This is a genomic window from Paraflavitalea speifideaquila, assembly GCF_032395985.1.
Lineage (GTDB): Bacteria > Bacteroidota > Bacteroidia > Chitinophagales > Chitinophagaceae > Paraflavitalea > Paraflavitalea speifideaquila.
In genome coordinates this window covers 229656-253695 of sequence record NZ_CP135920.1, presented here as the reverse complement: position 1 = coordinate 253695, position 24040 = coordinate 229656, and the positions used below count along the sequence as shown (strand labels likewise).

Here is a 24040-nt window from a genome sequence, read left to right as displayed (position 1 = left end):
AAACCGCATACGGGGAATGAAAGTAAAGACAAAACATTATATAATAAAATAATTTGTTGTGAAGAGCAAGCAACGAGCTTTGAGCTGCGAGCAACGAACAATACAGGTTCCCAATTAAATGAGCCTGGTTTAAACTACTGGTTGTTAGTTGTTTTATTCCTGCTATTGTAGCGGGCTATGCCTTGGGAATTTTCAAGGATTATCAATAAAAATTTGTGGATTCTGCAATTGGGAACTACTTTTGTTGCTCGTTATGCAAAAATGATGAAACATACAAAGCGCACGAAGAAGCATTCCAGACGTTGGGAAGGTTGAGTACTGCTTTGTATAACAGGATATTCAAAACGGCCTTCCCCACCAGGAAGGCCGTTTTGTTTGGCACCTGCTGACGAGAGAACTTAAAGACATTATTGTTAATCTATAAACAAGCAATCAACAAACCATGAAAGTTGCAGTAGTAGGCGCCACGGGCCTTGTAGGCACCAAGATGTTACAGGTATTAGCCGAACGTAATTTCCCGGTAACGGAACTTCTTCCGGTAGCATCTGAAAGATCAGTTGGCAAGGAAGTAGTGTTCAAGGGCAAGGGATATAAGATCATTAGTATGACGGATGCTATTGCAGCCAAACCTGCTGTGGCTATTTTTTCTGCGGGCGGCAGTACTTCGCTGGAATGGGCGCCCAAATTTGCTGAAGCGGGCATTACTGTAATTGATAATTCCTCTGCCTGGCGCATGGACCCTTCCAAAAAACTGATCGTTCCCGAGGTCAATGCGGATGCGTTGGGTAAAGATGATAAGATCATTGCGAATCCCAATTGCTCCACTATCCAAATGGTGGTAGCGCTGAACCCATTGCACAAGAAATACAATATCAAAAGAATTGTAGTGTCTACCTATCAAAGTGTAACGGGTACTGGTAAGAAAGCGGTGGACCAACTGATGGGAGAACGCAGCAAGGCGGAAAAAGGCAGCAATGGCGAATATCCGATGGCCTATAAATATCCTATTGACTTGAATGTGATACCTCAAATTGATGTGTTCCTGGACAATGGATATACGAAGGAGGAGATGAAAATGGTGAATGAGACAAAGAAGATCATGCGCGACGAAGCGATCCGTGTTACTGCAACAACGGTACGTATCCCGGTAATGGGAGGTCATAGTGAGAGTGTGAATGTAGAGTTCAGTGATGATTACCAACTGGAAGATGTTCGCAATTTATTGAGCAGTGCACCGGGTGTAGTGGTAGTAGATGATCCCGCCACTCAGCAATACCCCATGCCTAAGGATGCACACGACCGCGACGAAGTATTTGTTGGTCGCCTGCGGCGTGATGAAACGCAGCCGAATACGCTTAACCTTTGGGTTGTGAGTGACAACCTGCGTAAGGGGGCTGCAACGAATGCGGTACAGATTGCGGAATACCTGGTTTCTAAAAACCTATTATAGTATTAAAAGGGAAGGTATAGCCATACTCCCGGTCCCGCCGTCTCACAGGGGCGGGACTTTTTAATCGCAGATTATACTGATTGACGCTGATTTCGCAGATTGAAACGCAGACTACGCGGATTATTATTGATTGCGCAGATTCCGCGGATTAGGGCAGATTACGCTGATTAATTGCTATTCGTCCAATGCACGGTTAATGAAAACGATCAGGGGCTGCAGGGCTTCAAAAGCCGCCACTGTTTTCTTGACCAGGGTATCTGAGGTAAGGTCACTGTCTTTCAATTTTTCCATGGCCAGCCAGCTTTTAAGCTTCAGGTAGTCGGCTGCCGGGTTGTCTTTTTCAAAACCCTGGGGTACGCGGGCCAGGGAATACTCTACGCCCAGGTCTAAAGCTCCATATACATCTTTGAATTTCTTATTGGCAAGGATCTTCTTGAATTCATCGAAGCAGTAATCTATTTCCTGCCTTATTTTCTTTACTTCCGGGGCATGGGCATCCAGATGCCTCCACCCACAAAAGCTTCACCTGGCTCGCAATGAAAATAGTACCCGGCATAGATAGACTTTTGCCGCCCCGGTTAATGCTGGCGCCCAAGTTGGTTTTATAGGGGCTTTTATCTTTTGAGAACCGCACATCACGGTTAATGCGAAACATGCAACTCTTTGCTGTCAATTCTTTAATGGTAGCATCCTGTTTGCTGTGCTTATCAATAACGGCTTGAATGAACTGTTCAAAGTCTTTTTGGCGGCTTCATACTGTGGGCGATGGGCATCGAACCAGGATTTATCATTATTTTTTTGAGGTCTTTCAGGAATTTGATAGTAGCAGGCAGCAGCATACGTTTTATTTTAAAGGTATGTATGGGTATTGAGTGGGACAAAAAGATAAGTGGTGTGTAGATGCTCGCTCACATCTGTGCACACCACTTATACTACATTTTCCGGTAATGGGGTTTAGATCCTGCCCCAGTTCTCACCACTTTTAATGCGGTACATCGTCATTTCACTGACGCCATATTTTTCCGCAAGTTTTTTGATGGTGATTTTCCGGTTCTTGTCTGTTAGGACTTTTTTAATGCTCTTCACCTGATTAGCATTCAGCTTAAGACCTTCGGTGCGGTTGGCCTGCACTTTCTTGTAAGCGATCTTAGCCGGGCTGTTTTGTTGGTGAGAGATCATTTCTTCCAGTGAGGCCCATTTCAAGTTCTTCACTGTGTTGTCGAGTTTGTTGTGATTCAGGTGAATCACATACTTGTTTTTCGCCGAGGGCTTGCCCAGGAATAGCCGGGCAATTTCGCGGTGAATGTACAGTGTGCCATTGTTTCCGGGTCTGTGCAGGTTCAAGGTCCGGTAACCGGTAGTTAATGAGCCCTGCAACAATTTACCATCATCAATAACATCGTCTGTGTAGCTGGCTATGCGGCCATGTGATGACAGCGCATACTTTTTTCTAAGGTGCTTCCAGCCTGGAAACTGTAAAGGTTTCCACACCTCGTTGGGGAGTTTTTTTATCATCGCCTTTTCCTTTTGGCTAAAGTTACAAAAGAATGATATGCGAAAATCAAATCATTTGTAAGAAAGATGTGAATTAGCGGTTAACCAAGGTCAGGAACTCGGCCTCATTAATGATCTTGACGGAGGTGATCTTCTTGGCTTTTTCCAACTTGGAACCAGCCTCTTCGCCAGCCACCAGGTAGGTCAGTTTACTGCTCACGCTACCCAATAGCTTACCCCCATTGGCTTCCACCAAAGCTTCGGCCTCATTACGTTTCAGGGTAGGCAGGGTACCGGTGAACAAAAACGTTTGTCCTGTGAGGTTGCCGTCGACAATTATATCTTTTTATCATTTTTCAACTTTAATCCCAGGGCCTCCAGTTGCTGAAGCATTTTAATGTTATCAGAATCACGGAAATACTGGTAAACGCTACCTGCCACCTTGGGACCAACATCCTCCAGGGCCTGTAGTTCTTCAAGTGAAAATTGAGCAAAATCAAGCAGGTGTTTTACAGCATGGGCAAGGGTTTTGGCGGTTGTTTCGCCTATGTATCGTATACCAAGGGCGAATATGAGTCTATGGAGCGGCTGTTCTTTAGAGGCAGTGATAGCCGTTTGGAGGTTGGTAATGCTTTTTCACCAAAGCCTTCCAGGTCTCTTATTTTGTCAAAAGGAATAGCATATATTCCCGGTATGTCCTTCAAAAGCCCAGGTCGTAGAACTTCTGCACGATGGCTTCTCCCAGGCCACGTATATCCATGGCGTCTTTACTGGTGAAGTGGAAAATGCGCTGTAAGACCTGTGCTTTGCAGTATTTATTCACGCAGCGCCAAACAGCTTCCCCGGGGGGTTTGACCAATTTTTGGTTGCAAGACGGGCATACGGTAGGAAAAATAATGGGTTCTTCTTTTCCAGTTCTAAGTTCTGGTAGTGATTTTACTATATAAGGGATCACGTCTCCGGCGCGTTCTACGAGGACTGTATCGCCCGCCATGAGGTCTTTTTCCTGGATCACCTCTTCATTGAACAGGGATATAGAGCCTACGGTTACGCCTCCAATGGGAACGGGTTCAATTTTAGCAACGGGTGTAATGGAACCGGTACGGCCTACCTGGAACTCTACTGTTTTTAATTTGCTGGTAGCCTGCCTGGCCTGGAACTTATAGGCAATGGCCCAGCGTGGGTGGTGGGTGGTCATTCCCAACTGGTCCTGTAGTTCCAGTTTATTGACCTTGACAACCATTCCATCTATTTCGTAGGGCAGGTCGTCACGTTTTTCCTCATATTCATGGCAATATTTGATAACGGCCTCTATGCCTTTGAATACCATTTTTTTCTTTCATGGGGCTACGGAAACCCAGCTCCCACAACAGTTCGAGGGAGCCGCTATGTGTTTCCAGCAGTTTAGGGATTGTGGCTTCCGGAAGCAATACATAGTGGCTGATATTATACAGGAAGGCTTCGAGGTTACGCTTACTTACTTCCCTGGGGTCTTTGATGCGTAAGGAGCCTGCAGCAGCATTGCGAGGATTGGCCAATGGCGCCAGGTTCTGCTCTATTAGTTGATTATTGTATTTCTTGAAATTGGCCTTGGTTAATAATACCTCTCCTCTTATTTCCAGTTGCTGAATCCCGTAAGCTGAGAGTTTTACACTTAGTGGAACAGAGCGGATCTGTTTGATATTGGTGGTGATCTCATCCCCTCAACGCCATCGCCCCTGGTAGCTCCCTGGCCAATATATCATCTTCATAGATCAGGGATATACTGGCCCCATCAAACTTGGGCTCCACGCAATATTCAATCTGGTCCACCTTGGCTAGTTCCCGCGCCTTACGATCCCAATCTACCAGATCCTCCTCATTGTATGAGTTTTCGAGTGAAAGCATGGGTACCAGGTGGAAAACCTTCTGAAAATCTTTGGTAAGGTCTTTGGCCACCCGTTTCGTAGGTGAATCGGAGGTAATCAGTTCCGGCTGCCGGGATTCTATTTTTCCAGGGCTTTGTACAGCTGATCGTATTCAAAATCGGCCACCAGGGGATCGTTCATGATGTAATAGCGGTATTCATGAAAGCGAAGTACCTCCCGCAGATCATTTATATCCCTGGCAGGATCTAACTTACTCTTAGTGATCTTATCCAATAAAGTGGTAGAAAGCTGTTGTAATGCTTTGGTTTGGCCGGCAGCGTACATAAAAGGTTGGTTATGTGTTTGTGGGTAAAATTAAGGAAGAGCTACGAGCTTTGAGCGATGAGCTGCGAGCGAATACAGGGAAAGGGAATTGCCGTAATGGGAGCTGGGAAATAGCGGGTTGGCCTGGCAAAATGGAAAAGGGGAAATGCTCCGGGGCTATCCGTTATCTTTGCGCCATGAGAAAAAGAATGTGGTACTGCAAAAAATGGTGGTACAGGATTATGCGGCTAAGGGCAAAGCGCTGGCTAAAATAGACGGGAAGGTGGTTTTTATTGAAGGAGCGGTACCGGGTGATGTGGTAGATGTACGCCTATCGAAGAATAAAAAGGAATGGGCAGAAGGGAAAGCGGTGCATTTTCATGAGTTTTCCCGGGACCGGGTAGCTCCTTTTGCGAACATTTTGGTGTATGCGGGGGTTGTAAGTGGCAGATGCTGCCTTACAACAAGCAATTGGAGTACAAGCAGCATGAGGTGGAACAGCACCTGCGGCGTATTGGCAAGATAGCTTTGCCTGGTATTGCTGCCATCGTTGGGTGTGAAAGTACTGTTCGGTACCGGAATAAGCTGGAATTTACTTTTAGCAACCGTCGTTATCTCCTCCCGCAGGAAATAGCCGGTGCAGGTACTATAGACCAGGAAAACGCATTGGGCTTTCATGTGCCCCGGCTGTTTGACAAGGTGATTGATATCAATACCTGTCACCTGATGGCAGAGCCTACTAATACGATCAAGAATGGGATTCGCGGGTTTGCCATGGAGCATGGATATAGTTTTTACGATATTCGTGAACACCAGGGTTGGTTACGTACGCTGATCATCAGGGTTTGTACTACGGGAGAAATAATGGTCAATGTTTGTTTGGGGCATGATGATCAGGAGGCAAGGAAGGAATTATTCGACTATCTGCTGAATCAGGTGCCGGAAATTACCACGTTGTTGTATACTATTAACCCTAAAAGAACGATACGATTTATGATCTTCAACCACAGGCATATTATGGAAAAGGATATATTACAGAAAAACTGGAGGACCTGCAGTTTAAAATAGGCCCCAAGTCGTTTTTTCAGACGAATACAAGGCAGGGGGAAAGGTTGTACCAGATAACCCGTGATTTTGCTGAATTAACGGGAAAGGAAACGGTTTATGACCTGTATTGTGGTACTGGCAGTATTGGATTATTTGTGAGCAGGCTGGCAGGAAAGATCATCGGGGTTGAAGTTATTGCCGAAGCTATTGAAGATGCGAAGGAAAATGCGGCTTTGAACAATTTAGAGCACGCACAATTTTTCGCCGGAGATGTTATAGATATTTGTGATGATGCCTTTTTGCACGTCATGGAAGGCCGGATGTGATCATAACCGACCCCCGAGGGCTGGTATGCATGAAAAGCTGGTACAAAAAATATTGGATATGGAAGCGCCGCTGGTGGTATATGTGAGTTGTAATCCGGCTACTCAGGCCAGGGACCTGAATAAACTGGATGAGAAGTATGTGGTGACGAAGGTGCAGCCTGTGGACATGTTCCCCCATACGCATCATATTGAGAACGTGGTGCAACTAAAGATCAGAAAATAAGACTTTGCAATTGTAAAACCTAAAAAAGCATACTAGTGTATTCGAACAGAATGTTTCTGCCCATGACGCCCGTAGTTAAGAACCTGCTGATCGTTAATGCTCTTATTTTTCTGGCGCAAATGACTTTTCAGAATAAGTTTCCTGTAGACGAGCTGTTTGCCCAGCATCACTTTTTGTCGAAGGATTTTCGCCCGCACCAGTTCCTTACCTATATGTTCATGCATGGCTCTTTCCAGCATTTGTTTTTAATATGCTGGGGGTGTATTTTTGGTACGAAACTGGAAATGGTGTGGGGCGCCAAGCGTTTCCTGACCTTTTACCTGATCTGTGGTATAGGAGCCGGGCTGATCAGTGGCCTGGCTACGCTGGTAGAGACGTATCCGGTAATCAGTGACCTGAATTTTTACAGGAACATCCTACGGTACGGAATTTTAATATGCTTTTAAGTAAATATGATTGGGTGAGGATGAGCGTTCCTTCCGAGTTTACGAATTTGTTGAACGCAAATCCCGATGATCCTATCGCACCCAGGGCGATATTCAATATGTCTGACCAAATAAAGGCGGCAGCCACCGGCAGGCAAATGGTAGGTGCATCCGGGGCGCTTTTTGGCATCCTGGCAGGGGTGGCCTATTTATTCCCGAATGACCAGGTGATGATCTACTTTCTTTTCCCCATCAAAATGAAATGGCTGGTATTGATCTATGGCGGCCTTGAGTTGTGGGCGGCTATCCAAAACAACCCGCAGGATCCTGTGGCACACGTTGCCCACCTTGGCGGCGGCCTGGTAGGCTTTTGATAGTATATTTTAGCTACCGCAGGGGTAATCGACGTAAATTATTCTAAGGGCAACATTAGGACCTATTTGACTGTTAATTAATTACCAATATCGTAATGCCTGGGGAAGGCGTTGTGAGCAGGGTTTTGTACATTCACCAAAAATATATTTGTGTTGCGGGAAGATCGATACAGGAAACGCATTTTGCTGGGCCAGGATGGTAATGCATTGGTTTTATTACTGGCTATATTGGCCATTGTGTTCTGCCTTTTCAAGTTTTTGTGGATTGTATACTGGATGTCGGGCACCAAAGAACCGGTTTTTGATGCGGAGATCCTCAACTGGTTTATTTTACCATCCAATCTAAGCACGCTAGCTACCCGCCCCTGGACGATCTTTACTTATATGTTCATGCATACAGAGCCCATGCACCTGATTGGCAATGTGTTGTGGTTGTGGGCATTTGGCTATATTTTACAAGACCTGGCCGGGCCACGGAAACTGATCCCTGTTTTTATATATGGCGGACTGGCCGGGGGGTATTTTATGTTATCAGCTTTAACCTTATTCCTGTACTTTCCGGAGTGGCGCCCTATAGCAAATTACTGGGGGCTTCGGCTGGGGTAATGGCGGTAGCAATTGCCACCACTGCATTGGCGCCGGGTTACCGCATTTTCCCATGATCAATGGGGGTATCCCTTTATGGGTGTTGACGCTTGTTTTTGTGGTGCTTGATTTTGCCATGATCACGGGCAGTAATACCGGTGGGCACCTGGCGCACCTGGCAGGCGCCGCTACGGGTTTTATTTTTGTGTACCAACTGCGCCGGGGCGCGACTGGAGTGCCTGGATGAACCGCTTTTTTGACTGGGTCAATAACCTGTTCAATCCCGACAAGCGGAGCTGGAAAAAGACAGCCAAAGAGGAACTGCATTATAAATCGAAGGGCACTCAGCCATATAAAAAGATTCCCAATATTACGCAGAAACGAATTGATGAAATATTGGACAAGATCAACCAACAGGGATATCGCTTCCTCACAGAAGAAGAGAAAGAGATCCTGAAGCGGGCCTCGGAGGATGAAGAGTTGTAAATTTAATCATGGCCATACGAACCATCGCAAAGCGTTTTTTATCATCTCTCACATTGGTATAGTAGCACTTTTCCTGCTTTCCTGTGCCAATGCGTTTCTGCATCCTGAAAAATGGTGGTTTTTTGCGCTCCTGGGTCTAGCCTTTCCTTTCCTGCTCATATTGGTGGTCCTCTTCCTCCTTTTCTGGTCTTTATTCCGCTCCCGCTGGGCTTTTCTTTCACTGGCAGCATTACTGCTGGGTTATACCAATATCAGGGCACTCATTGGATTTCATCCTGGCGGCTTTACCCCTACCAAGCAGGAGAAAAGTATTCGTGTTCTGAGTTGGAACGTGCGGTGGTTTGACGAGCAGAAACGAATCACCAAGGGTGCATATCCCAGCCGTAAGCAGATGCTGGCCTTTATCAAAGAGCAGGACCCTGATATCTTATGCTTTCAAGAATATTTTGAAACAAACAAGGTTAATTACAGCAACTTAAAGGATATTCAAAAGATGAATTATCCTTATTTCTATAAGGTGATCGATTATGGTCGTAAAGGCGGCCCATTGGAAGTGGGCGTGGCCATTTTTTCCCGGTTTCCCATCATTGATAGCCTGCAGATCAAGTATCCCGGTCCGGTCAAATTAAGGGCCGCAGAAAGCCTTATATCCTGCGATATTACAGTAGGGGGCAAACGTTGCGGGTATTTAATACGCATCTTCAATCGGTCTTGTTCCAGAAAGAAGATTATGAGCGATTGCGCATTATCAGAACGGCCGATGACAGTATCCTGGATGCCTCCCGGTCGATATTGAAAAAGCTGCGGCAAGGGTATGCTTCGCGGGGCACTCAGGTAGATATTGTGCGGGAACAGCTGGATAAAAGTCCTTACCCGGTTATTATATGCGGGGATTTTAATGATGTGCCCAATTCCTACACGTATTTTCACATCCGTGGTAGCCGGCAAGACGCCTTCATAGCCGCCAGTAATGGGATTGGGCGTACGTACCGGGATATAGGCCCCACGCTTAGAATTGATTATATCATGGCGGATAAAAAGTTTGAGGTGGTTCAATGCAAACGGTTTGAAGTACCCTATTCAGATCATTACCCAGTATTGGCGGACCTGAAGCTGAAGGCCGCTGAATAAAATCCCTATATTTGCCTTATGGCGTCCCCGTTCTTCTTCCCCTGTTGTTTTCCCTGTCCTGTTATCACAGGATAAATCTATTTTTGTGTGCCGTACTAATTATCCCATTTTTACTTAATTCGCAGACTGACATCAACGATTTTTTATGAGTGAACTGAAAGTTCTGAATTCTTATAGCAGACAGAAGGAAGTATTCACCCCCTTACACCAGGGCATGTGGGCATGTATGTATGCGGCCCTACTGTAAGTGGTGAAAGTCATCTAGGCCATGCCCGGCCTTATATCACTTTTGATGTGGTGTATCGCTACCTGACGCACCTGGGATATAAGGTAAGGTATGTACGCAATATTACGGATGCAGGCCACTTTGAAGAGGAGGGGCGTGAAGCAGAAGATAAGATTGCTAATAAAGCGGTACTGGAAAAGCTGGAGCCAATGGAACTGGTGCAAAAATATACCAACTTATTCCATTGGGCGATGTTGGAGTTCAACAACCTGGAACCGAGTATTGAACCTACGGCTACAGGGCATATTGTGGAGCAAATTGAAATGATTAAAAAGATCATGGCTGATGGATATGCTTATGAGGTAAATGGTTCGGTATACTTTGATGTAAAGAAATATGCAGCACATTATCCATATGGGAAATTGAGTGGACGGGTATTGGATGAGCAATTGGAAACGACACGGGATCTGGAAGGGCAGGATGAGAAAAGGAATAAGCAGGATTTCGCTTTATGGAAAGCAGCGCCCCCGCAACATATCATGCGTTGGGTAAGTCCCTGGGGTGAAGGTTTTCCGGGCTGGCATATTGAGTGCTCGGCTATGAGTGCCAAGTACCTGGGCACGGAATTCGATATTCATGGAGGAGGAATGGACCTACAATTTCCGCACCATGAAAGTGAGATTGCACAAAGTACGATTTGTAATAAACATGTGCCGGCGCGTTATTGGATGCACAACAATATGATCACGGTGAACGGCAAAAAGATGGGTAAAGCCTACAATAACCAGATCAAGCTAACAGAGATGTTTGCAGGTACGCATCCCTTGCTGGAACAGGCCTATAGTCCTATGACGATCCGTTTTTCGATCCTTCAAACGCATTACCGTAGCACGCTTGATTTTAGTAATGAGGCGCTACAGGCTGCAGAGAAAGGACTGAAAAGGCTGTGGGAAGGGTATGAGCATTCGAAGAATTTAGAATACAGAATACAGAATACAGAATCGTTTGATCAGGAATTAGATGCGAAGGTTAACAAGTTGCTATCGGAGATGGATGACTTTATGAATGATGATTTCAGTACGGCCAAGGTGTTGGCTAACCTGTTTGAAATATTGCCGGTCATTAATTCTATGCGGGATAAACTTATTGCGGTTACTGCTATTTCTCAAAACAGCTTCAACCGCTTGCAGCAATATTTCAAGGCTTACCTGGAAGATATACTGGGTCTGAAAGGGGAAACGGCCAATGAAGATGGCAAGCTGACTGGAGTATTGGATCTGTTGATTGAAATACGGAAAGATGCACGCGGACGCAAGGATTTTGTTACTTCTGATAAAATACGCAACCAGTTACAACAGCTAGGCATTTTATTAAAGGACGAGAAGGATGGACGGGTAAGTTATTCTTTTGATTAATCTTATCGTTAGGATAATGTCAGCCACCTGCTTCGGCGGGTGGCTTTTTTATTGACAGCCTTGTGGTTTAAGTCTCGTGACCCGCAGCTGGTTTTACTGCTCTTACCATTTCTCTTTTACCATGTGGACCGGGTATTTTATTCACGACAAATCCTGCCGCCATCATCGCACGCCGCACATCGCTTTTGGAACAGTAGGTAACCAAAATACCTCCTGCTGTTAGCATGCCGAATAAATGGGTAAAGGCATCTACGGTCCACAGCTCCGGCTGGGCACCAGGAGCGAAGGCGTCATAGTAGATTAGGTTGACAGGCTGGGGAGTTGCCAGATTGAAAAGGCTGGAGTGGTACTTTTGAAATGCAAACCAGGATGTAAGGCTAATGGGAGTGTTCCAAGGGGAGGTATGCAAATGTTCAAAAAGGGGGTGCAGGTCAGGTTGTTGTAATTGTTCGCAGTAATTAAGTTGGGCTACGATGGTAGTTTCTAATGGAAAAGCCTCGACTGCCTGGTAATGTATTTTTGTTGTTGCTTTTCAGCTTCCACGAGTGTAAGAAGGGCATTTAGACCAGTACCCAATCCCATTTCAAAAATATAAATGGTTTGTTGACTTTGCAACAGGGGTTTCAATCCGGCTTCAATAAATACATGACTGGACTCCTGGATGGCGCCGTGTTTAGAATGGTAAGTAACTTTCAGTTCTGGTATAGCGATGGTGACAGATCCATCGGCGGTTATCATGATTTCCCTTTCTACCATGCTGCAAAGCTATTGAGCGGGGATAGCACGGACAAAATTTATTAATTTAGAAACCTAAACACTTGTTACATCAAACCTGATCTATGGTATACAAAGAGCATTTAAGCAAGGATAAGCGTTTCAAAAGCTTGTTGAAACGCACGAGGGGGTTACCTTAAAGAAGCGCAAGAACATCTGCATTTATCTCTGCGCTTCTATTATGAGCCAGCAGTTATCTACCAAAGTGGCGGATGTGATCTACCAACGCTTTCTTAATTTATATGATGGCAAAGAACCCACGGCTGAACAGATCCTTAATACACCATTGCCTACATTAAGAAGTATTGGCTTATCGAATGCCAAGACAATGTATGTGCATAATGTGGCGCGTTTTTCAATAGAACAGGGAATGGACCATAAGAAATTGTACAGGATGGAGAATGAGGAAGTGATTGCCTATCTTACTCAGATAAAAGGGGTGGGTCGCTGGACGGCAGAGATGTTGCTGATGTTTGCGCTGGGCCGGGAAGATGTATTTTCTATAGACGACCTGGGTATACAAAATGCTATGATCGGGATATACAAGTTGAAGCGGGAGGACAAAAAGAAGTTCAGGGCTGACTTGCTGCGCATTTCCGGAAAATGGAGCCCGTACCGCACGTATGCCTGCATACATTTATGGCATTGGAAAGACAATAGTCCAGAGAAATAAATAAGGGGTATAAACCTATGAACGTTTTTTTTCTTTAATAACCCTGGTTTCGGTCCACTGATCATGAAAGGGGCTACCTACGCAAGCGGTAAAATATTCCAGGGGTATCATACGCATACAGCCTCTTCTAAAGGCATCGCGCCAGCTAAAGGAATCTGTACGTAGATGCACTACCCGGGTGCGGGTAATCAATTTGCCCAATGTTTTGCCTTTGAACACGCCTTCTACAAGCAGCATATAAATCCCATAAAGTACATGGAGTAGTACAAAGTCTGATATATCAGACATGCTTTCTATCACTTGAAAGACTTTACTTCCATAGGCAGTAAGGGCTATCAGGATGATGCAAATTATTACAATAGTATAAAAGCTAAGGAGGTCTATAACGTAGTTGACAAAGCGCAATTGGGCTTTGGCATCTTGTGGGGAAGTTAATTCCTGTTCAAGATCCTGCAACAGGTTTTCACTGACGGTTGGGCTCATGGAACGGGATTGGTTGGGTTCGACTTTCTCCCTACAAGTAACGTAAATAAATTGATATATGAAAATGTGGAAACGCTTAGTTTACTGAATCCAAAATAGAACTGTGTATACGCAATAAAGAAACCCTGCAGTCGTTGCCGGATGGCCACTGCAGGGTTTGACAAAGATCAATTTTCAGGGCTATTTCACCAATTTCAACTCCTTAATAATGTTGGAAGCTCCGCCCAATTTATCAATGCACCAGAGTACATAGCGTACATCGACGCAGATTGTACGATTGTATACTGGATCAAAGGCAATTTTATGGCTAAGGGCTTCATAGTTACCGTCAAATGCCAGGCCAATGAGGTTACCATTGCCATCAATGACCGGGGAACCTGAGTTACCGCCGGTAATGTCATTGGTGGTAATAAAGCCTACCACCAGGTCTTTGCGAACAGGGTCGATATACTGACCAAAATCTTTCTTTTTCGCTAATTCGAGGAGTTTGGCTGGCAGATCGAATTCATAATCACCAGGTTGGTACTTTTCCAGTACGCCGCTCATGGTGGTTACGTAATCATATTTTACAGCATCACGAGGCTGATAGCTTTTCACATTACCATAGCTTACGCGCATAGTAAAGGTGGCATCGGGATACATTTTTTTGGCTTTGACGGTATCCATTTGCAAGATGCCCTTGAGGTAGATACGGCCCAATTCGGCATTCTTTGCATTGAATTGTTGGGATTGGGGCAGGTATTTGCCAATCCAGTTCTTTACAAAGGCGGTAGCTGTGGCATAGGCAGGATCGGCCTGTAAAACGGTAGCATCGGGATTATTGCAGAAGGCATTCCATTTGTTGTCGTCCAGGATCATGGTGTTGGTAAACAAGTTGTTGGCAAACTTTTTATAGGTGGCCTCGTCCTTCAGATCACCAAAGCTGCCCCGCAGGCTTTCAAAGAAGCTGATGGGATGTTGACTTTTATCAACATCGTTATAAAACATCATGAGGACAGTACCTACAATTTGCTGATCGGATGTCTTGTTTTCTCCTTTGAGGAAATTGGTCCTGGCTTCTTTAGCTGCATCGACGGCTTTCTTGATGTCGGCAGAGCTTCCTTTTTTACAATGGCATTCTCTACTTGTTGCAGGCTGGCTGCAAAAGCAAGCAGGGGGAGCCGAATATTCCTTCATTCAAATACACCTGGTGTTTGCTGTAGGGTCTCCAGGCATCATAGGCAGTTGACCAGTCGGAGAAGAGGTTTTGAAATTCGGTTTTACCATTGGCCCATTGCTGGAATTTGGCTTCAGCTGCTTTCTTCTGATCGTAGATATTGTATTTGATCAATTGTTTTGTTTCGCCATCAAAAAACTTCCAGTAATTGGCAATGGAGGCATAGTTGGAAGCGAGCTGTAGCTTAATAGCGGGATCGTTTTTCATTTGCTCAAACATGTATTTGAGTCGTATATCGCGCAGCTTGACCAGTGTTGGATTGCTAATGTCGATCTTTTGCTTTACGCCAAAGGAGGATTCGTAACGATTGGTACCACCGGGATAGCCATAGATCATGGCGTAATCACCATCCTTGATGCCTTTGATGGAAACAGGCAGGAAATATTTAGGCTTGAGGGGTGTATTATCAGTGGCGTAAACGGCAGGCTGGCCGTCTTTACCATATACACGGAAAACTGAAAAATCGCCGGTGTGACGTGGCCATTCCCAGTTGTCGGTATCGCCACCAAACTTTCCAATGCTTTCGGAGGGGGCACCTACGAGGCGGATATCGGTATATCGCTGATAAACAAAAACCAGGAATTGGTTCCCTTTGAATAAGGGGCTTACGCGGGCAATTATACTTTTGGACTCATCGGAGTAACGTTGGTTAACGGCAGCAATGGCTGCATTTACCTTGGCAATACGGTCGGCACCGGATGCATCTTTGGCAGCATCTTCAATTTCTTTAGTTACATCTTCGATCTTAAGGAGGAATTCAACATACAATCCCTGAGAAGGGATCTCTTCGCCCTTAGTTTTTGCATAGAAACCATCTTTGAGGTAATTGTTGGTTACGGAGCTGGCGCGTGCAATGGCATCATATCCACAATGGTGGTTGGTAAAGATGAGGCCTTCATTGCTTACAATTTCGCCGGTACAACCACCATTGAAAATGATGATGGCATCTTTGATGGAGGCTTTGTTAATATGGTATAGCTGGTCTTTGGTGAGTTTAAGGCCACGTTTTACCATGTCATTATAAACTTGTTGTCCCAATAGCAGGGGCAACCACATGCCTTCATCGGCCAGGGATCGGAATACGGAAATCATTAAAGCAATCGCTATGAAAAGCTTTTTCATACAGAGATTAATTTAGACGACAAACGTACTTGAAAATTTTGTAATGGGGTGATTTTTTGCGGAATAATGCATGGGCTGAAAGTGAGAAGGGGCAAAGGATACGGGGAATCCTTAATAACCCGCAGCAAAAAAATTATTGCTGCTGGTTTTGCACTTTCGTGTAAAGGGAATCGTTTATATTTAACAGGTATCCCCTATTCAAACAACTGCTGTGTATGATAAACACAGCGCACCCAACCAAATAGTATGTCTCACCGTCAACTGTTTTACTTATCTGTTGTCTTTCTTTATATTTTGGCAGGCTGTAGCAAAAGGATGGGGTCTCGGATCCCCCGGCTGTAGTCATTAAAGCTCCACCTGATCTTGGTTTCAAGGTGGTTGGATATTTCCCATCGTATAGGGACGCGAATGCAGTACCGGATATCAAGTTCCGTATGACGAATGTGGTAAACTATGCGTTCTTTACGCTCAATGCTGCCGGCACGTTGGTAGTCAACAATCCCGCCACTTTTACTGCAGTGGTGGCCAAGGCAAAAGCCAACAATGCCAAGGTGATGATCAGTATCAATGGGGCATCGGCCGATTTCCGTACGATGGCTGCCACGGCTACTGGTCGCAATGGTTTTATTAAGCAGGTCATAAACCAGGTTCGCAACTACCAGGTACATGGTGTAGATGTAGACTGGGAATTTCCCAGTACTGCTGATGGATCTGATATTATGTTTACGAATTTAATGAAGGAGTTAAGTGATAGCTGCCACCGGGATGGTAAGTATTACCTTACTGCTGCTATTACAGCAGGTAAATATGCGGGAAGTTACCGGGACGCTATTAAAGGAGAATTGTTTACTTATGTAGACTGGTTCAATGTTATGGTGTATGATGATTTCAGTACTACGGCAGCTTATAAACACCATTCGGATATGGCGTTGGTACAAACCTGTATGAACTACTGGCTTACCACCCGCAGCATGCCCAAATCGAAGTTTGTATTGGGCTTACCAGCCTATGGAAGGCCATCGGGCATTACACAATCCAATACTACCCTATCCTATAACAGCATTATTGGCCAGGGTGGCAACCCATTGTCTGATTCGGCTATGGTAACGGCATCGGGCTGGCCTACGGCTTATATGATCTATTACAATGGTACTTTTACCATTAAAAGAAAGCTGCACTTGCCAAACAACAGGCCAATGGCATTATGTTGTGGGAAAAGGGGCAGGATGCGCATGATGGCAACTCCTTATTAAAGGCAGCTTGTGATACGATTGGAAGAACGTATTGAGGGGCAAGTGGCAGCCGGGAACGGCAGTCGGCAATGGCCCGTAGACATATGTAAATTGATGCAGGAGACAACTGTAAAAACAGTTGCCTCTTTGTTATTCAAGGCTGTGATTAGCTGGCTTTCTTTACGACGATCTCTTCTATTATTCTTGTGCTGGTATTTACTTCAAAGGTTTGTACCTGATTGCCTTTAAAGGGTCTAATAATAAACCTGAGTTTATCGGAGAGCGGCTCTGGCAACTGAAATCTTTTATTGAATTTTCTATCGGTATAGTTATCCTGGAATAGTATAGTGTCGTCGATACTTTTGATGATCAAGGAAAATCTATCGCCGGCCTGGTTATCGTATTGCACCTGAAATACGACATTGCCTTTGGTATTGCCGATATGTGTTACACTGGCTGTTTCGATAAGGGGCTCTCTAACAGCTACGGCCCTGGTTTGAGCGACGGAAATCTGGGTCAATAGGATCATTGCTGTTGTAATTGCCAGGAATCTTGTTAACAGGATGGTTTTCACCACATACATGGATTGCTTTTTCATACAAAAAGGAATTAAATAAATGATTAATAGTTGTATGCGCAAGCAACGCTGTGGATAGCAATCAAGGAGGCAGCACAATCAGGGGAAACAATCATTGGAGGGATAAGTAACGTATAGTATAAAAGTAGGTCATTTTATTTAATGCAGCAAATAAAGCAGGGCCTGGAAGGGTTAAGTCATCATTATGTTTCCATGTAGAAACACTGAAACGGAATGGAGTAGCTTTCATTGAAAAGACACTAAAACAGACAACAGGGTGAGCCGCCTTGCCATGCAGCAGAGCAGCGCTGCAAGGCGACCCACCCATAGTTGAAAAGAGGTGACACCTTTCCCTAGCTGCGTAAATGAAAGGTGTCACCTCTTTATGTAACCTCTTTATAAACTTAAGGTGTCATTCTTTTAATAAGGGCCTGTAGTTTAGGTTGTATCAATAAGCGGTTATCCATTCGTTTGAGGGTAGTATCGGAAATGAACCAATTCATGGCATAGGGAATTTCTTTGAGGGTATCGCCCCGCTTCCTTTCTTCCTGTTTTTCAGCAAGGTCTTTGTATAAATGCAGGGGATAGTATTCTGCGCTATTACAAGTGGAGTCGCGGTCAATGTCTTTGAGGAAGTTGATCAACCGCTTATCGTTTACGGTAGTTTGCATATCATAGGCGCCCATGATGGTAAGGATGGGTGAGGAGAGGTCATTTTTCAAGGGGCCAACGGCTCCCAGTGGCGCTACGCCTACGGGGCTATTGGTAATGTGCAGTACGACGAGGTGGAGTTTGGCGACTCTTTGTTTGAATACCAGGTCTTTGGAGGTATCAGCCTGTATAAGCATGGCCCGCATCATTTCCTGCACCACACCTGCACCAGAGTTATCGAAATACCCGCCATCTACAAAATAGTGAATCAGCATACTGTCTGATTTCTTCACACGTGTTCTTTCGGGCAGCCACTGGTCTATCCGGCCTGCCGGGCTGATGTAAGGGAAACGGGCACCCAGTATGGAGGCGGTACTGAGGCGCATATCGAGGGTATCGTTGAGTACATCCAGTACATCTTCGCGGTTATTGAATATCTCTTTGTTTAAACGGATATTGGTTACTACTGCCGGGTTGCCATCCTGCACACGGGTGGTATTGATGCAAAGCACGGGCAGGTTATAAGGCTGGTTGCGCAGGGCAATCATTTTTGAAAAGGGTTGATCCATTGGAGCACGCAAGGTATCATTCACGGTGCGTGCACCGGCTTCAATGGTTTCTTCCAGGGCACCGGCCCTGTCGGAAAGATCATCGTTGTTGATGTGAAAGATGTATTTAAAGTAATCGGGCCCCAGCATATGGGCCAGGGTATGGGTTAGAAAGTCCTTTTTAAGGAAGAGGCGGGCAGACCTGAGGTAGGATACATTCACATTGCCCGACATTTTACTCCTTTCATAAAGCAGGGAAAAGAAAGTAGCTACGCCTACTCCTCCTCCAGAGGTTCCGGAAAGGCAAAATACGTGGCGGGAAAAAGGGTCGGGGGTATTGGTTGTAGCGTCTTCCAGTTTGCCGAGTACGGAAGCGGTCCAATAACCAGAGCGGGAAGCGCCACCATTGGCCAGTACATAATATACAGGATAGCTGCCTTTGGCACTGTCGATCGCTGCACCGCGGTCTGTAATCCAATTCCGGGTATAGGTTTGTATATCCTGGCGTTGGTTATAGATGCCATGTTGGGCGGGGTATCAAACTGTTTGGTGCGTACGTAATGGGTTTCTTTTGACCCAAGGAGGAAGGCAATGATAAAAATGATGAAGTGGAGGTTGATATTGGTCTTTACGGAAAGGGCGGTAAGGATATTGCCAAACCCCAGTAATACGGCGAAAGCCAGGAGCACAAAGGGAAAGGGGCCCAATTGCCAGGAAACAGGAATGGAATTGATGGCCAGGAGGTAAACGATCAAACCAGCTACGGCAACAATATTGAACCATTGAAAATACCCGATCTCTGTACGGGGTATGCGCAAGAAATCCATTAGCACATACATGCAGCGGGTAATAATAAACGGCTTGGTCTTAGGAGGATTGGGCACTATTTTTTTGCGGAGGTTGATGTACAACAGGAATACAGCATGGAGGAGGAGGAGTACCCACAGTAATGACAAGATAGATCCTTTGGGATTGCTGATCACAAGGGTAGCCGCCAGCAGAAAGATGGCCAATAGAACATAAAAAGGATGCGGGATAGTTTTAAGTGCTTCTCTGCAAAATCACGTACAATGTCATCAAGGCCCCAGGAAATAACCATACCCAGGAAGAAGTACAAAGCAGCTTTGCCGGGCGCCATGGCATCGGCGCCTAAAACGGGGGATTGTAATACGGCCAGTTCAATCACCAGGAGGCAGGCATAGCCGATAATATGGGGAAAGATATGCAACCATACAGGAGGCAGTTCAAAATATTGTGTATTGGTTATTTTCCTGGCTACTTCATCGGGTGTGCAGGTGCCCATGATCTTTAGTATCCTGTCTTCCTGTTTACTTTTTTTGAGGTAGGCCACTACTCTTGCGGAATACCAGCTTACGTAGATCCAGAAGGCAATGGCAATAAAAAGAAAGCTTTTGCCTGGTGGTTCTCGGTAAAGGCCACAATGATGTCTTTGCCCTGGCCGAGGGTCCAAAAGGTCCACATGCCCAATACAAGGAACAGGATGCCAGGAAAGAAAAGCCAGATAGACTTGAGGAGCCGTGAAATGAAAAGCAGGATGTGTGTAAGGAGATACCAGGTAGTTCTCCAGAACTTTGAGTCAACAATTGACATAAGACAGGCATTGGTTAGTAAGATACCAAAGCTAAGGAATTAATAGGGAGTGGTTAGTGAGGGAGAGAATTATTGATTATTGATTACTCATTATTGGGGCAGGTAGTTGAGGGTGGTTATGGAAGGGTGAGAACGAAACAGCCTCCGGTTGGAGGCTGTTGGTATGATATATACTTACTCTTAGATCTTGTTGTTTTCTTCATTCAATACTTTCCAGAGGAGGTCTTTCAGTTCGGGGATGCCCTTTTGTATAACCGAGGAAATAAAGAGATGGGGACGCCCTTGGGAAGTTCTTTTTCAATGGCTTCTTTGAGCTCGTCATCCAGCATATCGCTTTTACTGATGGCTATGATGAATTGTTTATGGAGGAGTTCGGGATTGTATTGTTCGAGTTCATTGACGAGGATCTCAAACTCTTTTTATGGTCATTGCTATCGGCGGGGATCAGGAATAGCAATACGGGGTTGCGTTCAATATGACGCAGGAAGCGGTGGCCCAGGCCTTTGCCTTCGGCGGCGCCTTCAATGATACCTGGCAGATCGGCCATACAGAAGCTGCGGCCATTGCGGTATTCTACCATGCCCAATTGGGGAATAATGGTAGTGAAGGCATAATCGGCAATTTTGGGTTTGGCAGCGGTCATTACGGACAGGAGTGTAGATTTACCTGCATTGGGAAAACCCACGAGTCCCACATCGGCCAGTACTTTGAGTTCCAGTACTTTCCAGGCTTCTTCGCCGGGTTCGCCGGGTTGGGCATGTTCAGGAGCCTGGTTGGTGGGGGTAGCAAATTCGGCATTGCCCAATCCGCCACGACCGCCCTTGATCCAGACGATCTCCTGACCATCTTCCAGTATTTCGGCTTGTGTTTCTTCAGTTTCTTCATCCCGGGCCACGGTGCCCAGGGGTACTTCTATAATAACATCTTTACCGCTGCGACCGGTGCAATTGTTGCCGCTGCCGGTTTCGCCGTTCTCGGCCAGTACGTTCTTATAGTAACGAAGGTGTAATAAGGTCCAAAGGTTCTTGTTGCCCCGTAAAATGATGTGGCCTCCCTACCGCCATTACCGCCATCGGGGCCAGCCTGGGCATTGAATTTGGTACGCATAAAGTGCTTACTGCCAGCACCCCCATGCCCACTGCGGCAAAATATCCTGATCTGGTCTACAAAGTTTGTCTTTTCCATTGCGAGGTGCAAAGATAGGGCAAATTGTTCCGGGTTTGGGCCGGGTATAATAAGGAGGGAATTAAGGGGCCATTGTGCGTATAAACCGTGCAAAAGAGTTGTTAGCTATTCGGACTGGTCTTTTATACTATTCCAGGTTTTGTAGAGCACTTCCTGCACAGGCCTATCATGGGGTATTTCGCGCAGGGGTTCACAAGGCTCCCATTGTTCCTGCATTTCGGCGGGGAGGGCCTGATATAGGCGGGTACCGGCGGTTTTCCAGGTAATCATTTCATCGCTTACCTGTTTTACGAGACGGGCGGGATTGCCCATCATTAAGCTACGCGGGGCAATTTTTTCATTGGCCTTCACAAGGGACAATGCGCCCACCACGCATTCATCACCCAGTTCCACATTGTCCATAATAACGGAATTCATACCAATGAGGCAGTTTTTGCCAATAGTAGCGCCATGAATAACGGCGCCATGGCCAATATGCGCACCTTCCTTCAGCAAAACGGTCACGCCAGGGAACATGTGAATGGTACAGTTTTCCTGAATGTTACATCCGTCTTCAATGATGATGGCCCCCAATCGCCCCGGATGGCAGCGCCCGGGCCTACGTATACGTTTTTGCCAATGATCACATTGCCTGTTACGGCGGCTTGTGGATGGATGAATGAAGATGGATGAACGACGGGAATGAAACCCTTGAAGGAGTAGATCATTGTTGATTACTGATTATTGATTATTGACCAGTCTTTATGCTTCACCGGGTATGGGTGGTGCGCCTACAGCGCACAATACTCTTTGAATACGTTTTTCTACAAAGCTTAGGCCCCTAAAGGGGCTAAAAACACCCCTCAAAGAAGGACAGCTTAAACGACATGATCCTCCCGTCTTTATACTTCGCCGGTGGTGAGCTCAACAGGTATCAATTCCTTACCGGTTCTGAAGCAGGTGCCTTTGAAAACAGCTACGGGCTGGTTGTTTTGATTGGTAACGCTGATGAGGTAGAGGCCAGTACTCCGGCCATTGTGCACTTCTTTGGCTTCAGCGGTAAATAGATCGCCCGGCAAGCCGGATTTGGTAAAGGTGATGGACACATCCAATGCCAGGGAAAGGTTATTGCGGTTGTTACAGGCAAATGCCAGGGCGCTATCGGCCAGGGAAAAGGTAATGCCGCCATGTATAACACCAAAGCCATTGAGCATTTCATCTCTTAGGGTCATTTGTAGCTTGCAATATCCTTCACGCACTTCAATTACTTTGATGCCCAGCCATTGGCTAAAAGCATCTTTCTGCATCATTTTATCGACTACCTGTACGGCCAATTGATCTGCCTGCATATTGTTTATTCTTATATAGTTTGACTATTTGCCTTGGAAAACGGGTGTTCTTTTTCCAGGAATGCGTTGACGCCTTCTTTGTAATCGTCGGTAAGGGCTGCAGCTTGTTGTAATTGATCTTCCAAGGCCAGTTGCTGTTCATAATTGTTGGTGAAGGATTGGTTGAGGGCCTGTTTGGTGAGGGCCAATCCATGGGTGGGCATTTGAGCAACCTGCTGTGCCAGTTGCAATGTGGCAGATGCAAATCCATCGCCGGCAATTACTTTATAGATCATGCCCATACGCTCAGCTTCGTCGGCCGCTATTTTATCGCCCAGCATAGCAAGGGCGGATGCTTTTTGCCAACCGATGAGGCGAGGCAGGAAAAAGTGCCCCCGCTATCGGGTATGAGGCCCAGTTTGGAAAAAGCCTGTATGAAGGAGGCGGATTGAGCAGCCACTACGATATCACAACACAAAGCGATATTGGCGCCTGCGCCTGCTGCAACGCCATTTACTGCTGCAATTACAGGTTTTGCCATTTTGCGAATGCGGTCGATAATGGGGTTATAATGTTCGCTAAGGATCTGTGTCATGGTGGGGCCATCAGTCGCTACGATCTCGGCCAGGTCCTGACCGGCACTAAATCCTTTGCCAGCGCCGGTCATGTACACGCAACGCACTTCCTGTAAGGATGCGCACTCATCCAGCTTTTGCTGGAGGAGTAAAGCCATTTCGCGGTTAAACGCATTGAGCTTATCAGGGCGATTGAGGGTGATGATGGCTACGTTGTTGTCGATCTGAAACAGAATAGAAGGCATGTTGATGGATTGAAGAATAAAAATAGGTATGTTTTTAATGGCATTTAAAATAGTCGAAGGGTTCCTGGCAATCATTGCACTGATAAAGTGCTTTACAGGCGGTGGAACCAAACTCGCTGATGCGGCGGGTATGGAAGGAACTGCACAGGGGACAGGCAACGGCTTCGTCTTCGGCAAACAGTTGTACATTACAAACCTGCTGTATGGGGTTGGGGGTGCTATGCCATAAGCCAGGAGTTTTTGTTTGCCTGCCTCGCTCATCCAGTCGGTGGTCCAGGCTGGTGATAATACTTGTTTGATGTTGATTTTTTTGAATCCTTTTTCCAGCAACAGGAGGCGGATACTGACGGTTATAGCGTCGATAGCGGGACAGCCGCTATAGGTGGGGGTGATGGTGACCTCTACTTCATCAGCCGCCGCTTTTACCTCACGCACAATGCCCAGGTCGATAATTGACAGTACCGGCACTTCCGGATCGGGAACCTGTT

At 45.9% G+C, this 24040-nt stretch carries 36 protein-coding genes and 2 pseudogenes; 15 read left to right on the top strand and 23 right to left on the bottom strand.

Features of this window, described 5'->3' with window-relative positions; all coding sequences use genetic code 11:
- The first annotated feature begins 442 nt into the window (after positions 1 to 442).
- Positions 443 to 1450 carry an aspartate-semialdehyde dehydrogenase gene (locus RS881_RS01800; RefSeq protein ID WP_315819510.1) on the top strand — a complete coding sequence of 336 codons (1008 nt, stop codon included), beginning with the start codon at positions 443 to 445 and terminating at the stop codon, positions 1448 to 1450.
- A gap of 476 nt (positions 1451 to 1926) precedes the next feature.
- On the opposite strand, the gene RS881_RS01795 is transcribed toward RS881_RS01800, so the two are convergent.
- The 8 genes from RS881_RS01795 to RS881_RS61465 all read right to left on the bottom strand — a co-directional run bounded on the left by RS881_RS01795 (position 1927) and on the right by RS881_RS61465 (position 5136).
- The gene (locus RS881_RS01795; RefSeq protein ID WP_315824994.1) at positions 1927 to 2010 is read right to left on the bottom strand and encodes a DUF2461 family protein; all 84 of its coding nucleotides are present in this window, start codon (positions 2008 to 2010) and stop codon (positions 1927 to 1929) included.
- Between the two features lie 394 nt (positions 2011 to 2404).
- On the bottom strand, positions 2405 to 2965 hold the full coding sequence (locus RS881_RS01790) for a helix-turn-helix domain-containing protein (RefSeq protein ID WP_315819509.1): 561 nt from the start codon (positions 2963 to 2965) through the stop codon (positions 2405 to 2407).
- Positions 2966 to 3038: 73 nt separating this feature from the next.
- The gene (locus RS881_RS01785; protein ID WP_315819508.1) at positions 3039 to 3248 is read right to left on the bottom strand and encodes a BRCT domain-containing protein; all 210 of its coding nucleotides are present in this window, start codon (positions 3246 to 3248) and stop codon (positions 3039 to 3041) included.
- A gap of 32 nt (positions 3249 to 3280) precedes the next feature.
- A complete protein-coding gene (locus tag RS881_RS01780) occupies positions 3281 to 3493 on the bottom strand; it encodes a helix-hairpin-helix domain-containing protein (RefSeq protein WP_315824993.1) in 213 nt (70 codons plus the stop codon).
- A gap of 151 nt (positions 3494 to 3644) precedes the next feature.
- Positions 3645 to 4274: an NAD-dependent DNA ligase gene (locus RS881_RS01775; RefSeq protein WP_315819507.1), complete on the bottom strand. Its 630-nt coding sequence runs from the start codon at positions 4272 to 4274 to the stop codon at positions 3645 to 3647.
- Positions 4231 to 4617, bottom strand: a complete 387-nt coding sequence (locus tag RS881_RS01770) for a hypothetical protein (protein ID WP_315824992.1) — start codon at positions 4615 to 4617, stop codon at positions 4231 to 4233. The genes RS881_RS01775 and RS881_RS01770 overlap by 44 nt, the downstream gene beginning before the upstream one ends.
- A gap of 22 nt (positions 4618 to 4639) precedes the next feature.
- Positions 4640 to 4882, bottom strand: coding sequence for a hypothetical protein (locus RS881_RS01765; RefSeq protein ID WP_425476341.1), 243 nt, complete (start codon positions 4880 to 4882; stop codon positions 4640 to 4642).
- A 47-nt stretch (positions 4883 to 4929) separates the two neighbouring features.
- A complete protein-coding gene (locus RS881_RS61465) occupies positions 4930 to 5136 on the bottom strand; it encodes a DNA ligase LigA-related protein (protein WP_425476340.1) in 207 nt (68 codons plus the stop codon).
- A 145-nt stretch (positions 5137 to 5281) separates the two neighbouring features.
- On the opposite strand from RS881_RS61465, the gene RS881_RS01760 reads away from it, so the two are divergent.
- The 12 genes from RS881_RS01760 (at position 5282) to cysS (ending at position 11353) form a co-directional block, all read left to right on the top strand.
- Complete coding sequence (locus RS881_RS01760; protein WP_315819506.1) at positions 5282 to 5641, top strand: TRAM domain-containing protein; 360 nt, start codon at positions 5282 to 5284, stop codon at positions 5639 to 5641.
- Positions 5587 to 6183 carry a class I SAM-dependent RNA methyltransferase gene (locus RS881_RS01755; RefSeq protein WP_315819505.1) on the top strand — a complete coding sequence of 199 codons (597 nt, stop codon included), beginning with the start codon at positions 5587 to 5589 and terminating at the stop codon, positions 6181 to 6183. The genes RS881_RS01760 and RS881_RS01755 overlap by 55 nt, the downstream gene beginning before the upstream one ends.
- Positions 6105 to 6488, top strand: coding sequence for a methyltransferase domain-containing protein (locus RS881_RS01750; protein ID WP_315824991.1), 384 nt, complete (start codon positions 6105 to 6107; stop codon positions 6486 to 6488). Before RS881_RS01755 ends, RS881_RS01750 begins: the two co-directional genes overlap by 79 nt.
- Positions 6489 to 6546: 58 nt before the next feature.
- Complete coding sequence (locus tag RS881_RS01745; protein ID WP_315819504.1) at positions 6547 to 6711, top strand: hypothetical protein; 165 nt, start codon at positions 6547 to 6549, stop codon at positions 6709 to 6711.
- Between the two features lie 35 nt (positions 6712 to 6746).
- Positions 6747 to 7157 (top strand): rhomboid family intramembrane serine protease, encoded by a 411-nt coding sequence (locus RS881_RS01740; protein WP_315819503.1) that lies wholly within the window; start codon positions 6747 to 6749, stop codon positions 7155 to 7157.
- 20 nt (positions 7158 to 7177) lie between these two features.
- The gene (locus tag RS881_RS01735) at positions 7178 to 7510 is read left to right on the top strand and encodes a rhomboid family intramembrane serine protease (protein ID WP_315819502.1); all 333 of its coding nucleotides are present in this window, start codon (positions 7178 to 7180) and stop codon (positions 7508 to 7510) included.
- Between the two features lie 150 nt (positions 7511 to 7660).
- Positions 7661 to 8116 carry a rhomboid family intramembrane serine protease gene (locus RS881_RS01730; RefSeq protein ID WP_315819501.1) on the top strand — a complete coding sequence of 152 codons (456 nt, stop codon included), beginning with the start codon at positions 7661 to 7663 and terminating at the stop codon, positions 8114 to 8116.
- A gap of 52 nt (positions 8117 to 8168) precedes the next feature.
- Complete coding sequence (locus tag RS881_RS01725; RefSeq protein WP_315819500.1) at positions 8169 to 8342, top strand: hypothetical protein; 174 nt, start codon at positions 8169 to 8171, stop codon at positions 8340 to 8342.
- Complete coding sequence (locus RS881_RS01720) at positions 8339 to 8581, top strand: DUF6576 domain-containing protein (RefSeq protein WP_315819499.1); 243 nt, start codon at positions 8339 to 8341, stop codon at positions 8579 to 8581. Before RS881_RS01725 ends, RS881_RS01720 begins: the two co-directional genes overlap by 4 nt.
- Positions 8568 to 9377 carry an endonuclease/exonuclease/phosphatase family protein gene (locus RS881_RS01715; RefSeq protein ID WP_315819498.1) on the top strand — a complete coding sequence of 270 codons (810 nt, stop codon included), beginning with the start codon at positions 8568 to 8570 and terminating at the stop codon, positions 9375 to 9377. Before RS881_RS01720 ends, RS881_RS01715 begins: the two co-directional genes overlap by 14 nt.
- Positions 9320 to 9712, top strand: coding sequence for an endonuclease/exonuclease/phosphatase family protein (locus tag RS881_RS01710; RefSeq protein ID WP_315819497.1), 393 nt, complete (start codon positions 9320 to 9322; stop codon positions 9710 to 9712). The genes RS881_RS01715 and RS881_RS01710 overlap by 58 nt, the downstream gene beginning before the upstream one ends.
- A 222-nt stretch (positions 9713 to 9934) precedes the next feature.
- Positions 9935 to 11353: a cysteine--tRNA ligase gene (cysS, locus tag RS881_RS01705; RefSeq protein WP_315819496.1), complete on the top strand. Its 1419-nt coding sequence runs from the start codon at positions 9935 to 9937 to the stop codon at positions 11351 to 11353.
- 67 nt (positions 11354 to 11420) lie between these two features.
- On the opposite strand, the gene RS881_RS58900 is transcribed toward cysS, so the two are convergent.
- Both RS881_RS58900 and RS881_RS01700 read right to left on the bottom strand, forming a co-directional pair.
- A complete protein-coding gene (locus RS881_RS58900; RefSeq protein ID WP_350340079.1) occupies positions 11421 to 11762 on the bottom strand; it encodes an MnmC family methyltransferase in 342 nt (113 codons plus the stop codon).
- 74 nt (positions 11763 to 11836) lie between these two features.
- Complete coding sequence (locus RS881_RS01700; RefSeq protein ID WP_315819495.1) at positions 11837 to 12109, bottom strand: hypothetical protein; 273 nt, start codon at positions 12107 to 12109, stop codon at positions 11837 to 11839.
- Positions 12110 to 12308: 199 nt separating this feature from the next.
- Between RS881_RS01700 and RS881_RS01695 the strand changes: the two genes are divergently transcribed.
- Positions 12309 to 12800, top strand: a complete 492-nt coding sequence (locus RS881_RS01695; protein ID WP_315819494.1) for a DNA-3-methyladenine glycosylase family protein — start codon at positions 12309 to 12311, stop codon at positions 12798 to 12800.
- Positions 12801 to 12815: 15 nt separating this feature from the next.
- Here RS881_RS01695 and RS881_RS01690 read toward each other — a convergent pair whose 3' ends face one another.
- From RS881_RS01690 to RS881_RS01680, 3 genes are all read right to left on the bottom strand, one after another.
- Positions 12816 to 13283, bottom strand: a complete 468-nt coding sequence (locus tag RS881_RS01690) for an RDD family protein (RefSeq protein WP_315819493.1) — start codon at positions 13281 to 13283, stop codon at positions 12816 to 12818.
- Between the two features lie 180 nt (positions 13284 to 13463).
- Entirely contained in the window at positions 13464 to 14459 is a 996-nt protein-coding gene (locus RS881_RS01685; protein WP_315819492.1) for a S46 family peptidase, read from the bottom strand.
- Positions 14404 to 15621 (bottom strand): S46 family peptidase, encoded by a 1218-nt coding sequence (locus tag RS881_RS01680; RefSeq protein WP_315819491.1) that lies wholly within the window; start codon positions 15619 to 15621, stop codon positions 14404 to 14406. The genes RS881_RS01685 and RS881_RS01680 overlap by 56 nt, the downstream gene beginning before the upstream one ends.
- 374 nt (positions 15622 to 15995) lie before the next feature.
- Here RS881_RS01680 and RS881_RS01675 point away from each other — a divergent pair, with 374 nt between their 5' ends.
- Complete coding sequence (locus RS881_RS01675) at positions 15996 to 16874, top strand: glycoside hydrolase family 18 protein (protein WP_315819490.1); 879 nt, start codon at positions 15996 to 15998, stop codon at positions 16872 to 16874.
- Between the two features lie 145 nt (positions 16875 to 17019).
- Here RS881_RS01675 and RS881_RS01670 read toward each other — a convergent pair whose 3' ends face one another.
- The 10 genes and pseudogenes from RS881_RS01670 to RS881_RS01625 all read right to left on the bottom strand — a co-directional run bounded on the left by RS881_RS01670 (position 17020) and on the right by RS881_RS01625 (position 24020).
- Positions 17020 to 17451, bottom strand: coding sequence for a hypothetical protein (locus tag RS881_RS01670; protein ID WP_315819489.1), 432 nt, complete (start codon positions 17449 to 17451; stop codon positions 17020 to 17022).
- A gap of 383 nt (positions 17452 to 17834) precedes the next feature.
- Complete coding sequence (locus tag RS881_RS01665) at positions 17835 to 18863, bottom strand: hypothetical protein (protein WP_315819488.1); 1029 nt, start codon at positions 18861 to 18863, stop codon at positions 17835 to 17837.
- A 41-nt stretch (positions 18864 to 18904) separates the two neighbouring features.
- The gene (locus RS881_RS01660; RefSeq protein ID WP_315819487.1) at positions 18905 to 19642 is read right to left on the bottom strand and encodes a hypothetical protein; all 738 of its coding nucleotides are present in this window, start codon (positions 19640 to 19642) and stop codon (positions 18905 to 18907) included.
- Positions 19609 to 19980, bottom strand: a complete 372-nt coding sequence (locus tag RS881_RS01655; RefSeq protein ID WP_315819486.1) for a hypothetical protein — start codon at positions 19978 to 19980, stop codon at positions 19609 to 19611. The genes RS881_RS01660 and RS881_RS01655 overlap by 34 nt, the downstream gene beginning before the upstream one ends.
- A gap of 20 nt (positions 19981 to 20000) precedes the next feature.
- Positions 20001 to 20240, bottom strand: a complete 240-nt coding sequence (locus RS881_RS01650; protein WP_315819485.1) for a hypothetical protein — start codon at positions 20238 to 20240, stop codon at positions 20001 to 20003.
- A 346-nt stretch (positions 20241 to 20586) separates the two neighbouring features.
- A pseudogene (cgtA, locus tag RS881_RS01645) lies at positions 20587 to 21347 on the bottom strand (Obg family GTPase CgtA).
- A 183-nt stretch (positions 21348 to 21530) separates the two neighbouring features.
- Complete coding sequence (locus tag RS881_RS01640; protein ID WP_315819484.1) at positions 21531 to 21941, bottom strand: DapH/DapD/GlmU-related protein; 411 nt, start codon at positions 21939 to 21941, stop codon at positions 21531 to 21533.
- The gene (locus RS881_RS01635) at positions 21926 to 22132 is read right to left on the bottom strand and encodes a hypothetical protein (RefSeq protein ID WP_315819483.1); all 207 of its coding nucleotides are present in this window, start codon (positions 22130 to 22132) and stop codon (positions 21926 to 21928) included. Before RS881_RS01635 ends, RS881_RS01640 begins: the two co-directional genes overlap by 16 nt.
- 174 nt (positions 22133 to 22306) lie before the next feature.
- The gene (locus tag RS881_RS01630) at positions 22307 to 22753 is read right to left on the bottom strand and encodes a PaaI family thioesterase (protein ID WP_315819482.1); all 447 of its coding nucleotides are present in this window, start codon (positions 22751 to 22753) and stop codon (positions 22307 to 22309) included.
- Between the two features lie 11 nt (positions 22754 to 22764).
- Positions 22765 to 24020: pseudogene (locus tag RS881_RS01625) on the bottom strand (enoyl-CoA hydratase-related protein).
- Positions 24021 to 24040 lie beyond the last annotated feature (20 nt).